Annotated in this window: 14 protein-coding genes and 1 tRNA gene; 10 read left to right on the forward strand and 5 right to left on the reverse strand. The window is 64.2% G+C overall.

All coding sequences use genetic code 11. From position 1 onward, the window contains the following. Window positions 1-287: hypothetical protein (locus AC1D14_RS18250; RefSeq protein WP_476968945.1), on the reverse strand; the 287-nt coding region annotated here is incomplete at its 3' end. 338 nt (window positions 288-625) lie between these two features. Between AC1D14_RS18250 and AC1D14_RS18255 the strand changes: the two genes are divergently transcribed. The 5 genes from AC1D14_RS18255 (at window position 626) to AC1D14_RS18275 (ending at window position 3,050) form a co-directional block, all read left to right on the forward strand. Then, complete coding sequence (locus AC1D14_RS18255) at window positions 626-1,045, forward strand: DUF3052 domain-containing protein (protein ID WP_230120898.1); 420 nt, start codon at window positions 626-628, stop codon at window positions 1,043-1,045. Continuing rightward, window positions 1,042-1,545, forward strand: coding sequence for a peroxiredoxin (locus AC1D14_RS18260; protein ID WP_476968929.1), 504 nt, complete (start codon window positions 1,042-1,044; stop codon window positions 1,543-1,545). Before AC1D14_RS18255 ends, AC1D14_RS18260 begins: the two co-directional genes overlap by 4 nt. Window positions 1,546-1,549: 4 nt before the next feature. After that, window positions 1,550-2,479 carry an NAD-dependent protein deacetylase gene (locus tag AC1D14_RS18265; RefSeq protein ID WP_230120894.1) on the forward strand — a complete coding sequence of 310 codons (930 nt, stop codon included), beginning with the start codon at window positions 1,550-1,552 and terminating at the stop codon, window positions 2,477-2,479. Window positions 2,480-2,561: 82 nt separating this feature from the next. Further along, window positions 2,562-2,634 (forward strand) — tRNA-Val (locus tag AC1D14_RS18270). 125 nt (window positions 2,635-2,759) lie between these two features. Beyond that, complete coding sequence (locus AC1D14_RS18275) at window positions 2,760-3,050, forward strand: hypothetical protein (protein WP_230120892.1); 291 nt, start codon at window positions 2,760-2,762, stop codon at window positions 3,048-3,050. 229 nt (window positions 3,051-3,279) lie between these two features. Here AC1D14_RS18275 and AC1D14_RS18280 read toward each other — a convergent pair whose 3' ends face one another. The 3 genes from AC1D14_RS18280 to AC1D14_RS18290 all read right to left on the reverse strand — a co-directional run bounded on the left by AC1D14_RS18280 (window position 3,280) and on the right by AC1D14_RS18290 (window position 7,838). Further along, a complete protein-coding gene (locus AC1D14_RS18280) occupies window positions 3,280-4,635 on the reverse strand; it encodes an MFS transporter (RefSeq protein ID WP_476968930.1) in 1,356 nt (451 codons plus the stop codon). Window positions 4,636-4,811: 176 nt separating this feature from the next. Further along, entirely contained in the window at window positions 4,812-5,609 is a 798-nt protein-coding gene (locus AC1D14_RS18285; protein ID WP_230120888.1) for an IclR family transcriptional regulator, read from the reverse strand. 1,164 nt (window positions 5,610-6,773) lie between these two features. Beyond that, window positions 6,774-7,838 carry a D-2-hydroxyacid dehydrogenase gene (locus AC1D14_RS18290; protein WP_354962213.1) on the reverse strand — a complete coding sequence of 355 codons (1,065 nt, stop codon included), beginning with the start codon at window positions 7,836-7,838 and terminating at the stop codon, window positions 6,774-6,776. A 70-nt stretch (window positions 7,839-7,908) separates the two neighbouring features. On the opposite strand from AC1D14_RS18290, the gene AC1D14_RS18295 reads away from it, so the two are divergent. Genes AC1D14_RS18295 through AC1D14_RS18305 form a run of 3 tightly spaced genes read left to right on the forward strand, consistent with a single transcriptional unit; the run spans window position 7,909 to window position 10,672 of the window. Beyond that, window positions 7,909-8,841 (forward strand): NAD(P)-dependent oxidoreductase, encoded by a 933-nt coding sequence (locus AC1D14_RS18295; protein ID WP_476968931.1) that lies wholly within the window; start codon window positions 7,909-7,911, stop codon window positions 8,839-8,841. Beyond that, a complete protein-coding gene (locus AC1D14_RS18300; protein WP_476968932.1) occupies window positions 8,838-9,608 on the forward strand; it encodes an SDR family oxidoreductase in 771 nt (256 codons plus the stop codon). The genes AC1D14_RS18295 and AC1D14_RS18300 overlap by 4 nt, the downstream gene beginning before the upstream one ends. An 8-nt stretch (window positions 9,609-9,616) precedes the next feature. Continuing rightward, window positions 9,617-10,672, forward strand: coding sequence for an L-idonate 5-dehydrogenase (locus AC1D14_RS18305; RefSeq protein WP_230120899.1), 1,056 nt, complete (start codon window positions 9,617-9,619; stop codon window positions 10,670-10,672). Here the strand turns inward: AC1D14_RS18305 and AC1D14_RS18310 are convergent. After that, window positions 10,669-11,397: a FadR/GntR family transcriptional regulator gene (locus tag AC1D14_RS18310; RefSeq protein WP_230120880.1), complete on the reverse strand. Its 729-nt coding sequence runs from the start codon at window positions 11,395-11,397 to the stop codon at window positions 10,669-10,671. The genes AC1D14_RS18305 and AC1D14_RS18310 overlap by 4 nt on opposite strands. A 240-nt stretch (window positions 11,398-11,637) precedes the next feature. On the opposite strand from AC1D14_RS18310, the gene gndA reads away from it, so the two are divergent. Together gndA and AC1D14_RS18320 are read left to right on the forward strand one after the other, a co-directional pair. Next, window positions 11,638-13,074, forward strand: a complete 1,437-nt coding sequence (gene gndA, locus AC1D14_RS18315; protein ID WP_476882295.1) for an NADP-dependent phosphogluconate dehydrogenase — start codon at window positions 11,638-11,640, stop codon at window positions 13,072-13,074. Window positions 13,075-13,175: 101 nt separating this feature from the next. After that, entirely contained in the window at window positions 13,176-14,009 is an 834-nt protein-coding gene (locus tag AC1D14_RS18320; RefSeq protein WP_476882296.1) for an oxidoreductase, read from the forward strand.

Here is a 14,009-nt window from a genome sequence, read left to right on the forward strand (position 1 = left end):
AACTGTGCTTCCAACTGTGCTTCCTGGTCCGCCGGGATGGTGTTCACATAGTCCGTGGTGGTGACCATCGGAACCCCGACGCTCTGGGCGCCGGCACGCTGCAGGAGACTGCGCATGATGTATTGGGCACGCTCGGTGCCCTGTTCCCTGATCAGCGAATCCAGGGACTCAACCCACTCGGCGGTCTCTTCCGGATCACGATCAGGCAGCTGGTTAGTCAACCCGCTGAGGATATGGGAGGTATCTTCTCCTGCAGCCACGTCCAACCTCTCTTTGCGCGCATGCATCGGCGCCCTCAGGTCCGGCAGGGTAGCTGCCTGGCGTGAACGCGACGTGTGCGACATATCGGTTACAACAGCCCGGTCATGTGCGCCGGGCAGGGTTCTATCTCGTCTACGACTGCCTATCCGTCCAAGGCGGTCGCCCCGAAGGTATGGCTGTCACCAGTCACTCTAGCTGTGACGGCTTGCCGATGCGTAGCCGCGTCTGGCGCCCCGGTCGTATTTGACCGTCATACTGGTTGTGTGACGCACAATAAGCCGCACCGCGGCAGCAGCAGCTTGAAGCACGCGCCCAAAGGGTGTTGGCTTGGAGTAATCGATATCACTATGCATAGGAGGAACACGTGAGTGAGGCCGACGCCGCCACTTCGGTAAATGTGGCGGAAAAATTGGGTTTCAAGACCGGGGATCTGATTCAGGAGTTCGGCTACGACGATGACGTCGACTTCGACTTGCGTGATGATATTGAGGACCTCACAGGGTCCGAGCTCCTGGATGAGGACGATCATGACGTTGTGGACGCCGTAATATTCTGGTGGCGCGACGGCGACGGCGACCTCGTGGACACGCTCATGGATTCGCTGACCACCCTGAGCGAGAACGGCGTGGTCTGGGTGCTGACGCCCAAGTCCGGGAGGCCCGGTTACGTCTCCCCGGCGGAGATCCAGGAAGCTGCACCCACCGCGGGGCTTCACCTCACCACATCGCCGGGCGTATCCAAGGACTGGAGCGCCACGCGCCTGGTGACCAGGAAGAACAAGTGACCTTAACAAACACCGTTGCCTCAACGGGTGCCGCGGTTGTGCCCGCAGTAGGAGAGCAGGCTCCGGAGTTCACTCTGGTCAACCAGTTCGGGGAGCCGGTCCGGCTCGCGGACTTCCGGGGCCGGAACGTGGTGGTCGTCTTTTATCCCTTCGCCTTCTCCGGTATCTGCACCGGTGAGCTGTGCGAGATCAGGGACAATTTGGCCGTCTTTGAGCATGCCGACGCCGAAGTGCTGGCAATCTCGGTGGACAGCAAGTTTGCGCTGCGCGCCTACGCCGAGCAGGAAGGCTACGGCTTCAGCCTGCTGGCTGACTTCTGGCCCCACGGCGCCGTGGCCGAGCAGTACGGCGTGTTTGACGTGGAGAGCGGCATGGCTACCCGGGGCACCTTCATCATCGACGGCGACGGCATCATCCGGTACGTCGTCGTCAATCCCCGCGGCCAGGCGCGCGATCTGGGCGAGTACCGCCGCGTGCTGGCAGGACTGGCGCAGGGCTGACCCCATGGACCGGCAGCGGACCGGCGTCGGCCTGACAGGGTTTGCCAGTCTGCCTCCGGTGCCTGGGACGGAACCGTCGGCGTCAGAACTCCAGGTCCTGGGGGAAATCCGGGATCTGTTGTCTGGACGGCGCCTGGCCCTCCTTACCGGGGCGGGACTGAGCACGGATTCCGGAATCCCTGACTACCGCGGGCCGGATTCGCCGCCGCGGTCGCCCATGACCTACCAGGAATTCGTGCGCGACGAGGCGAACCGTCAGCGGTACTGGGCCCGGAACCACATCGGCTGGTCCCACCTCCGGCGGGCTGACCCCAATGCCGGCCACGCCGCCGTCGCAACCCTGGAGCGCCGGGGACTCCTGACCGGACTGATCACCCAGAACGTCGACCGCCTCCATGAGGATGCCGGAAGCGTGAACGTTGTGGACCTGCACGGCCGCTTCGACCAGGTCATTTGTCTGGACTGCCGGCGCACGTATTCACGCCAATTGCTCGCCGGAGTGCTGGAGGAGCTCAACCCGGGATTTCTTGACCGTGCGCTGGAATCCGGCGCCGTTGAAATCGCACCCGATGCCGACGCGACCGTCGAGGACTCGGCGCTGATCCGGAGCTTTGTGGTTGCCAGGTGCCCTGCCTGCGGCGGCGCCCTGAAACCCGACTTCGTGTACTTCGGCGAAAACGTTCCCAAGGATCGCGTAGAGCGCGCCTATTCGATAGTCGATGAGGCCGGGGCGCTGCTCGTTGCCGGGTCCTCCCTTAGTGTCATGAGCGGCCTTCGCTTTGTCCGCCACGCCTCAAAACAGGGCAAACCGGTGGTCATCATTAACCGCGGAGAGACGCGCGGCGATGACCTGGCAACCGTCAAGCTCGTTGCGGGGGTAAGCGAGGCACTTGCCTGGCTCGCCGCAGAATTGCCGGGCATTCCGCCGTCCTGATCCGGATTGGCGTTTCGAGCCAGTGTTCGGGTAGAGTCTATGTTCGTTGGTTGGAGCGCTTCTGAGCGAAAACCGGCAAATTGGGTCTTTAGCTCAGCTGGTAGAGCGCCACGTTTACACCGTGGATGTCATCGGTTCGATCCCGGTAGGACCCACAAAGAAGAACCCCGTTGTCCGGGCCGTTACGGCCCGGGGCAGCGGGGTTTTCTGCTGTACGCGTGATGTTTGGTTCGAGGTTCTCACCCCAGAAAATGTCAGTGCCGGGCCATAGTCTCCTGGCATGGAACATGTACTGGTGAGAACTGCTGAAGACGGCCAGCCGGCTGCTGTCATCCGCGGAGGCCGCGAATGGACGGTCGGAGCGGAGCCGGTCCGCTGGTTTGAACGGGTCAGCTGGTGGGAAGCCGAGCGCAGGATGCCGCTGGGCCTGAGCCGTGTGGATGTTGAGGTCTGGCGGCTGCAGGCGAGGCTGGGGCGGAATGAAGACTCCGCACTGACCACAATGGAGGTCATGCGCGACGGCCTGGGCGGTGGCTGGCGACTGCGCGGTGCCGTTGCGGATGCCGCATGAATTGGAAAAGCCTTCCACCGCGACTATTGGGGGATGCCGCGGTGGAAGGCTTAAGTTGAATATACCGTGAACTTTCGGAAACAGGAAACTATGTCGTCATGCCGGGGCAACATTGCTGACCGGGCAGTGTGATGCCTTCCGGGGCTGCGGACACCCGTACGCGGACGAACACTTGCGGCCCCTCTGATTCAGGGGCCGCAAGTGTCCGTTCGCGCTTTTCAGGGAGGGGTTAGCTGGCGTCCTCGACCAGCAAGAGGTCGCGGGCCACGGTTTCCGGCGTGAAAAAGGTGGTGCCGAAGGAAATGAGGGCGAGAACCACGGAGTAGACGGCCAGCACAAGCCACGAATATCCCGTGGCGGCCAGCAGGGCTGCACCGACCAGCGGAACCAGGCCGCCTGCCAGAACGGCCGAGAGTTCACGGCTCATGGCCACACCGGTGAAGCGGTACTGGGAGCCGAAGAGTTCGGGAAGCAGCGGGCACTGCGGGCCAAGCATCGATTGCACACCGAGCGCGATGCCTACAACCATGACCACCCACACGAGAGTCACGTTGCCGAGGGTTACCAGATAGAACGCGGGGAAGGCGATGGCTGCCTGGAACAGTGCCCCGTAGCGGTATACCGGGACGCGGCCGAAGCGGTCGGACAAAGCTCCGAAAGTGACCACCATGACGGCGGCGAAACCGGCAGCGATCAGGAGACCGACCGGGCCGATGAACTTGTCGCCAGGGAAGACCCCGTCCTTTGCTGCCAGGAAAGCGATCAGCAACGCGGAATAGATCGAGGAGTTGCCGTTCTCTCCCATGCGCAGGCCGATGCCGATCAGGACATTCTTCTTTGAGTGCTTCCACAGCTGGCCGATGGGATTCTTAACCACATTCTTGTGCTTCTCCAGCTCCTGGAAGACCGGCGTTTCCTTCAGCCGCAGCCGGATGAAGATGGCCACCGCGATCAGGATCACGCTCGCGAGGAACGGCACGCGCCACAGCCAGCCCTCAAGAACAGCCTTGTCCGCCGTGGCGATCAGCGCAAAGGTGCCGGCACCCAGGAGCGTGCCCAGCTGGATACCAACGAACGGCAGCGAAGCAAAGAATCCGCGACGGCGGCGCGGCGCGACTTCGGAAATCAGGGTGGTGGCGCCTGCCTGTTCAGCGCCTGCACCAAGGCCCTGCAGGATGCGCAGCGTCACCAGTAGGACGGCGCCGAGCATGCCCGCCTGCTCGAAGGTGGGCAGCAGGCCGATCGCGAAGCTGGCTGTGCCCATCAGTCCGATCGTCAGGATCAGCACCATCTTCCGGCCAAACCGGTCTCCGATGTAGCCGAAGACAATGCCGCCGAATGGCCGGGCTGCGAAACCCACGCCGTACGTGGCGAAGGATGCGATCAGTGCACCTTCTTCACCAAGCGGCTTGAAGAACAGCGGCCCGAAGATCAGGGCGGACGCGAGTCCGTAAATGTAGAAGTCGTAGTACTCCAGGGCCGAGCCTACGGAGCTGGCAAGAGTTGCCCTTCGCAGCTGGTCCGGATCGACGACGGCGTCATCCGCTTCAGCCAGCGGTGTATTAGTACGAGTTGTCACAGGCACTCCCTCAAGAACACTCCAGGCCCCCGTTGGCCTGGTGGGATAGCGGCAACACCTATGGCGTCGATCACTATGTTGAACAGAGTACAACAAGTTGAACGACTAGCCAATACCCCGGGGGAAGGAAAGGAGACGACGCGTCATTGTGACGTCGCTCGCACCGGGGAACGACGGGCGGATCAGCCCATGGGGTTGCCCAGGGACCTCGCCAGCTCCTTCAGCTCCTTGACCATTTGCGCGCCCTGCTCGTCCGAATACGTGGCCTTGAGCGCCGTAACGGACAGGCCCAGGCTGGGACCGTGGGCGCCACGGGTTGGCACCGAGACGGCGAGACAGACCACGCCGGTGGTGGATTCCTCATCCTCGAAGGCGTATCCCTTTTCCCGGATGTCTCGGAGCTGGGCCTTGAACTCGGCGCCGGTGCGGATCGACTTCGGGGTGAGTACCGGCAGTTCAACGTCGTCAGTGAACATGGCGTCGATGTCATGATCGTGAAGACGGGCAATGAGGGCCTTGCCCACCGCGCACAGTGAAACCGGCATCTTGTCTCCGATGTTGGAGGTCAGCCTGACGGCAGGATGTCCTTCATAGCGGGCAAGGTAGATGACGTTCGTGCCGTCCAGCATGGCAATCCGGACGGTTTCCCCGGAAAGCGTGGGGGCCTGTTCACAAAAGCGGTAAAACTCCTGGACCTCATCCAGCCTGCTCAGGTAGGCAGCGCCGAGCTCGACGAGCTTGCGGCCCAGGGTGAATTCAGAGCCTTGCCGGCTAATCAGGCGGGCATCCTCAAGGGCCAGCAGCAAATTGGACGTGGAGGACTTTGGAATGCCCAGTTCGCGTGCCAGATCACTGAGCGTCAAGCGGCCCGTGGCTGATCCGGCGAGGGCTTCCAATACCGCCGCGGCACGGGTCACGGCGGGTGCCGGCGAGGTACTGCCTAATCCATCGCTGGGGCGGGAAGCGCGGGAATCGACCATGATTCTCCTTCAATCGGTACGCGCTCAGGACAGCGCAGGCAGCATAATCGGTCAGCGGCGGGGGTAGTCCATCGCTGTTCATTTGGCTGAACACTTACCATCATAATGGCTCGGCGGATCACGGCGGCATGACGCTTGCCACGGAACCAGCGGTGCGAGGCTGGGCGGGGGCCCGCCTTGGTCTGGCCCAGCATCGGTTCTGTCTACAGCGCTGGCCTGATTAGACGCATGCCCACCCGCGCGGCAGGTGTGGCCCATTACAGACCTGCCACGCCGTAACCCACCGACGCGCTTCCATTCGCCATGGACGCGGCACAGGCTGGCGAGGCATTTCTTTGCCGATTCTATGATCGGGTAACTAGCCTTCCGGGAGCTGTAGAAGGTCATGAAAAGCCCCCTACAGCCCCTAAAGGTTAATTTCCGCAGTTCCGGTAATAAGTACCGTCGTATGCCGAGGCGGTGTACCGGGTACCGCCGGAATACAACCCGCCGGTGGTGCTTCCCGAGAAACCGCTATAGATGCCGGTCGTGCATGTGAAGGTGGGGGTTGTCGTAAGGCAGGCTACGTTGTATCTCCCATCAGAATCAGAAGCCACATCATCCCACCAACCCCAAAATGTGTCGTCCTTGTTCAGTATGGAGTTCTTTCCGACCCTTAAACGCGGAACGTGCAGGAGGTGAGCGCTGAATGCACAACGTCGCTGTAGGTACCGGAGTTCTAATTGAAGTACGTAATAACGTGAAGGCCACACCCGCTGGGATAGTACATGGGTGTCACGGTGCCGCGCTTCTTTGCTGACCCTTTCACCGGGTCGGCTTCGTAGGCAACCTTTTGTTCGCCGACTATACGGCCACCCTTGATGCGGATTTCTTCCTTCACTTTGGCCATGTGAGCGTCGAAATCTGTCTTGATTTTCGGCGAAGACGCCTCAATTGGAAGTGGAGGAGCCGGCGTGTAGCTTCCTGGAGGATCAGCTGGTGGCTGTGCCGCATTTGCAGCGCCTGCACTCCACAATGCACTGTATACAAGTGCGACCGTCGCGCTCCCTCGGTACGGCAAGGCGCTCAGTCCGTGCCGCAAAGGGCCGGGCATCCACAGTGGTTGCCCGGCCCTTCGTTTCATCGCCTTACACGCTGCGCGGTTGCGTCCTGTTGAAGCCCGGCCTAGTAGAAGTGAACCGTGTCCACGAGGTGTGGGAGCTCTCCGCCGTCGAGGAACGTGCGCAGGTTGCTGCAGAACCGATCCGCAATGAGGCGGTTCTCGGCGGCGCTGAGTGCCGACGTGTGCGGCGACACCATGACCCTGGGGTGGTTCCACAATGGGCTGTCCTGGGGGAGCGGCTCAACCGCGAAAACGTCCAGGCAGGCGTAGGACACCTGCCCGTTCTCCAGTGCCTCGAGCAGCGCTTCCTCGTCCACCACCGTGCCGCGTCCCACGTTCACGAACACGGTGCCGGGCTTCATGGCGGAAAAGGTCTCGCGGTTGAAGAGCTTCTCCGTGTAGGGCGTTCCGGGCAGCGTGTTCACCACGGCGTCGGCGGAGGCCAGCAGGCCGGCCAGGCCATCGTTGCCTGCCACTTCCTCAATGCCCTCGATGGGTTCGACGTTCCGTTTCGTTCCGCTGACCTTCATGCCGAGCGCCCGGGCAATCCGTGCCGTTTCCAGGCCGATTTCGCCGAGGCCGGTGACCACCAGGGAGGAGCCGTTGACCAGCCGCGTCGGGGTGCGCAGCTCCGGCCAGACCTTTGCGGCCTGGTCCTGGGCGAGCTCGGCGCTCCGCTTGAAGCCGTTGAGGATGCCGAGCGCCGCAAATTCCGCGAGCGGCAGCGCGTGAACGCCGGCGGAGGTTGTCACCTTGAACTTGTCCAGCGTTTCGGCGTCAAGACCCGAGGCCTTCACTGCCCCGCCAGCCCCTGCGGCCATCGCGTGGATCCACTGCAGGTGGGGGTTTTCGCGGGCGATCCTCGCCAGGCCGGCCGGGCTTTCGTTCGGAAGGCCGTACAGGACCTGGGCCTTGCCCAGCATCCCCCAGTAGCGCTCTTCCTGCTCGGGGGTCCGCCTGAAGTCGGGATCACCGGAGTGATCTGCCGGGAAGCGCTCAGGGGGCAGCAGCTCGGGTTCGTAGAGAACGGTCACGGAGGGATCTACGGCGCGAATGCGCTCCACCAGCTCGGCTTCGAGCGGGACGGCGATTGCGACGGTGGTTTCAGTCGTCATGCTGTTCATCATACTGAATGGAGGCTAGAATACTGAACAGGTTTCCGAAGATTAACCACGACGAAGTGAGGCAGCACCACAGATGAATATACAGAAGGCAGGCTTTGTCGGCCTGGGCCTCATGGGGGCACCAATGGCCGCGAACCTGGTGAGGAAAGGCTGGACGGTTACCGCCTGGAACCGCTCCGCCGCGGCGCTGGATGCATTCGGGCAGCTCGGTGGGGCGAACGCCAAGGAGGTGTCATCGCTCCGCGACGAGCCCGTGATCGTCTTCATGTTGCCCGACCTTGGCTACATCGAAGAGGCAGCGGCAGGACTTCTCGCCAGCTGGGTGGCCTCGCCGCCGGAGCCTGGCACGGCCCTCGTGATTATGAGCAGCGTTTCCCCCGCCGGAGTAAGGGATTTCGGATGCCGGGTGCGAGAAGCCAGCGCAGGCAATGCCGTGGTGGTGGATGCGCCCGTGAGTGGCGGCACGAAGGGTGCCGTCGAGGGGACGCTGGCCATCATGGCCGGTGCCGACGACGCCGCAGACTTCGAAAGACTGCTGCCGCTGTTCGAAGCCATGGGCACGACCGTCCGGCTGCTCGGCCCGCTGGGTTCCGGGTCACTCGCGAAGGCCTGCAACCAGCTGATCGTAGGAACCACGACGGCGGCCCTCGCCGAAGCAGCGGAACTCGCCGAACGCTCGGGACTGGATGTGGCAGCACTCTATGAGGTCCTGGCCGGGGGACTGGCCGGCAGCAGGGTGCTGGACATCGTGGGGCCCCGGCTCGTCAAGAAGGACTACACGCCCACCGGACCCGCCAAGTTCATGCACAAGGATCTTTGCTTCGTCGTCGAATCAGCCGACGCGGCCGGCACCGCAGTCCCCATGGCGACAGCCGGCGTCGGCCTCTATGCGGAACTCAAGCGGCAGGGACTGGGCGACCAGGACCTGGCCGTTGTGAGGCAGACCATTTCCAATCTCAGCAACAGCGCCGCGGCCGCCGCGGCTGAAGGGACCATCAAGGCATGAGCGCGCTTTTTGACCTGACCGGGCGCATCGCCCTCGTAACCGGCTCCAGCCGGGGAATCGGAAACGCCTTGGCGCGGGCCCTGGCAGACGCCGGCGCCATCGTGGTCCTGAACGGCATCACCCCCGGCAGGCTGAAGGCCGCCGAAGACTCGATGGCCGCCGACTACCCTGAAGGCAGGGTCCGCAGCTGCGCGTTCGACGTCACCAGCGACACGGCGGCGGCGGAGGGCATCGCCTGGGTAGAGGCCAACGTGGGTCCGCTGGACATCCTGGTGAACAACGCCGGCATCCAGCACCGCGTGCCCATGCTGGAGCTCGACGTCAGCGACTGGGAGCGAGTCATCTCCACCGACCTGACCAGCGCCTTCCTCGTGGGCCGCGAAGCAGCCCGCCACATGATTCCGCGCGGCCGCGGCAAGATCATCAACATCTGCTCGGTGCAGACCGACCTGGCCCGCCCGACCATCGCCCCGTACATCGCCGCCAAGGGCGGCCTGCGGAACCTGACCCGAGCCATGACCGCTGAATGGGCCGCCTCGGGGCTGCAGATCAACGGAATCGCACCGGGCTACATCCATACGGAAATGACCCAGAACCTGGTGGATGACGAGGAATTCAACGCGTGGATCCTGGGCAGGACACCGGCGCACCGCTGGGGCACAGTCGAGGACCTGGCGGGGCCGGCTGTCTGGCTGGCCTCCAGCGGCTCGGATTTCGTGAACGGCCAGACCATCTTCATCGACGGCGGAATGACGGTGGTGGTCTGATGGCACCGATGATTGCGCCAACAGAACTCCCGGCCACCTCACCGGCCGTGGTGGCCCACGCCGCCGGGGACCTGAGGCTGGAAGACATCGCGCTCGCCGCTCCTTCGCCGGACGAAGCCGTGGTGGAGGTGGCATACGGCGGCATCTGCGGCTCCGACCTGCACTACTGGCTGCACGGGGCCGCCGGCGAGTCTGTGCTCAAGGCTCCTTTGGTCCTCGGCCACGAAATTGTGGGTACCGTGGTCCGTTCCGCGGCCGACGGGAGCGGCCCTTCCGTTGGCGCTGCAGTGGCAGTGCATCCGGCGACCCCGGCCCCGGGGGCGGCCAGGTACCCCGAAGACCGGCCCAACCTGTCGCCGGGCTGCACCTATCTGGGCAGCGCGGCGCGGTTCCCGCACACGGACGGTGCCTTCAGCCGCTATGTGAACCTTCCCACGCGCATGCTCCGGACACTTCCGGACAGCATCGAACTGCGGACCGCAGCGCTCATCGAGCCCGCCAGCGTTGCCTGGCATGCTGTTGCGCGCGCCGGGGAAGTGGCAGGCAAGACCGCCCTGGTGATCGGCTGCGGCCCCATCGGTGCACTGGCCGTGGCGGTGCTGAAAAGGGCAGGGGCCAGCCGGATCACCGCGGTGGACATGCACGCCAGGCCGCTGCAGATTGCCGCGGCAGTCGGCGCGGATGACGTTCTCACCGCGGACGATGCCGACGCCGTCGCGGCAATCGAGGCGGACATCGTCATCGAGTCCTCCGGCAGCCACCAGGGACTGGCTTCCGCCATCCGGGGCGCCGTCCGCGGCGGCACCGTGGTGATGGTGGGACTGCTGCCGTCAGGTCCGCAACCCGTCCTGATTTCGCTGGCCATCACCCGTGAACTCGAGCTCCGCGGGTCGTTTCGCTTCAACGACGATATCGACGAGGTCATCGGGGCACTGGCAGACGGCTCGTTGCAGATCGGACCCGTAATCACGCACGAGTACCCGGCGCAGCGGGCGCTCGAAGCCTTCGCCGTGGCACGCAACTCGGCCGAATCCGGAAAGGTGCTGCTCGACTTCCGCGGCTAGACGCGCGGCACCGGAACGAAGACCCGCGGCTGTTCCACCCAGACCGGCTCCATCTCGGAGATGGTCTGGCGCATGATCATGTTCGACGCCTCGCGCGCCTCCGCGGCATCCCCGGTGAAGATTGCCTTGGCGACGTCCAGGTGCCACTGCAGCACGACGTCGCGGGGGCGGTCCGGCATCAGCCCGTGCACCGTCCGGCCCGTCAGCGTCTCGGCCACCTGGCCCACGAGGTTGGCGAACATTTCGTTGCCGGAGCCGCTCAACAGGAGGGAGTGAAACTGGATGTCCAGCTCCAGGAAGCGGGGCACATCGCCGGCCTGGCCGGCGTCGCGCATTGCGAGGGCCACGTCAAGGAGTTCGCGGCGGAGATCATCGGGAGCGTTCACCGCCGCGAGTTCGGCGGCAACAGGCTCGACGGCGGAACGCAGCTCCGCGAGCGAGCGCAGCTGGGCGCCGCGGCCCTCGCCTGCCAGCCGCCAGCGGATGACGAGCGGATCGAAGGGGTTCCAGCGGTGCGGTGGCAGGACCTTGATGCCGACGCGTTTGGTGGTCTCAACGAGGCCGAGCGACTGCAGCACGCGGACAGCCTCCCGGACCACCGAGCGGGATACTTTGAGCTCGTCTTCCAGCTGTTCGGCCAACATGACATGGCCCGTGGGAAGGATGCCACCGACGATTCGGGTTCCCAGATGCTCGATGGCACGATGGTGGAGGCTGGTTGACATATTGGTAAGCATAATGGCGCCCGGCCGGATTGTTTCCCGCGCGGCGCCGGGCACCCGGTCCATGGCGCTGCAGCACATCATAGACTGTTTGTGACGCGTCTCCTTCCACTAAGTGGGCGCCACTTCCCCATGCGACCGGCAATACATATGGTTTATTCACAGCCACTTTTTCTTTAAGCGTGTTCCGCAGGACGTGCGGGACTCATTGCACACGTTGCACAGAAATGAATTGGAGTTTTGATGTCAGCACACATCGGTGTCACCGGCCTTGCGGTGATGGGTGCCAACCTGGCCCGCAACCTGGCCCGGAACGGCTTCACCGTTGCCCTCCACAACAGGTCTGTTGAGAAGACCGACTCATTGCTGGAAAAGCACGGCCACGACGGCGACTTCGTCCGTACCGAAACCCTGCAGGAACTCGTTGACTCGCTGGAAAAGCCGCGTCGCGTCCTGATCATGGTCAAGGCCGGCAAGCCGGTTGACTCCGTGATCGAGCAGCTCGAGCCGCTGCTGGAGGCGGGGGACATCATCATCGACGCCGGCAACTCGCACTACGAGGACACCCGCCGCCGGGAAGCAGCCCTCGCCAAGAAAGACCTGCACTTCGTGGGCATCGGCGTGTCCGGCGGTGAGGAAGGCGCCCTGAACGGCCCGTCCATCATGCCCGGAGGTTCCAAGGAGTCCTACGACGCCCTCGGACCGTTGCTCGAGAAGATCGCCGCTAACGTTGACGGCCAGCCCTGCTGCGCCTGGATCGGCACCGACGGCGCCGGCCACTTCGTCAAGATGGTTCACAACGGCATCGAATACGCCGACATGCAGGTCATCGGCGAAGCCTTCGACCTGCTGCGCTCAGGTGCCGGCATCGAGCCCGCCGAGCAGTCCAAGATCTTCGCCGAATGGAACAAGGGCGAGCTCGCCTCCTTCCTGATTGAAATTTCCGCAGAGGTCCTCGGCCACGTGGACACTCGCACTGGCAAGCCGTTCGTGGACGTCGTGGTGGACGCCGCAGGCCAGAAGGGCACCGGCCGCTGGACGGTCATCTCAGCACTTGAGCTGGGATCCCCGACGTCGGGCATTGCCGAATCCGTCTTCGCCCGCGCCCTGTCCTCCCAGTCCGAGCAGCGGAAGCTGGCCCAGGAACTCCTGGCCGGCGAGGAAATCGCCGTCGAGGTCCCGGAAACGTTCGTCGAGGATGTCCGCCAGGCGCTGTACGCGTCCAAGCTCGTTTCCTACGCCCAGGGCCTGGACATGCTGACCTCCGCCGCTACGGAATACGGCTGGGACCTGAAGCTGGACGAGATCGCCTCGCTGTGGCGCGGCGGGTGCATCATCCGTGCCGAACTCCTGAAGGAAATCACCAAGGCCTACGCCGCCGACGAGAAGCCGGCCAACCTGCTGTTCGCCCCGGCGTTCACCAAGGCCATCGCCGAGGTTCTCCCGGCCTGGCGCCGCGTGGTGTCCACCGCTGTGCAGCTGGGCATCCCCGTGCCGGTGTTCTCCTCCTCGCTGGCCTACTACGACGGCCTGCGCCGCAAGCGCCTGCCGGCCGCCGTCATCCAGGGCCAGCGCGACCTCTTCGGTGCGCACACCTACGGCCGCGTCGACGCCGAGGGCACGTTCCACACCCTGTGGGGCGAGGACAAGTCCGAGATTGAGGCCGTGGACACCCACTAGCCACCGGCGCACCGCCGGAACGGTCTGATCGGCAAACGGCCGGCGCTTCCCGTTACTCTGGGAAGCGCCGGCCGTTTGCGTATCCAAGACCAGGAGTCCCAGTGTCCCAGCCAGTAGCGTTTGTCACCGGAGCTTCCACCGGCATCGGGTTTGAAGCGGCAAAGAAACTCAGCCGCAACGGATTCACCGTTTATGCCGGCGCACGGCGGGTGGACAAGATGGAGCCGCTCAAGGCGGACGGCGTGAACGTCCTGCAGCTGGATGTCACCGATGAGCAGTCCATGCAAAGCGCGGTCCGCACGGTCCTTGGGTCACACGGGCGGATCGACGTTTTGGTCAACAACGCGGGCTACGGATCATTCGGCGCGCTGGAAGAGGTGGAGCTGTCGGAGGGCCGCCGTCAGTTTGATGTCAACGTCTTCGGCCTCGCCCGGATGACCCAGCTGGTGCTACCGGCAATGCGTGCCGCAGGGCAGGGCCGGATCATCAACGTCTCCTCCATCGGAGGGAAGTTCTACGAACCCCTGGGCACCTGGTACCACGCCACGAAGTTCGCCGTGGAGGGCCTCAGCGACGCGCTTCGGCTCGAACTGAAGCCCCACGGTGTCAAGGTGGCGATCATCGAACCTGCCAGCACCCTGACCGAATGGGGCAGTATCTCCGCCGAGGGGCTGCTGGCCAGCTCGGGCAACGGTCCATACCGGGACCAGGCGAAGGAGATGGCCGCGGTACTCGCGTCCACGGGACGGCCGGCCACGTCAACCCATCCCGGAATCATTGCCGACGCTGTGGTCCATGCCGCCACCGCGGCGCGGCCGAAGACGCGCTATCCGGTCGGCCGGGGAGCACCCGCCATCATGATGCTCCGCCGGATCCTTCCGGACCGGATGTTCGACGCCGCGGTCACGGCTGTCCTCAAGCGCGTGGGCCGCTGA

The sequence above is a fragment of the Arthrobacter sp. P1_B11 genome (genome assembly GCF_056406715.1).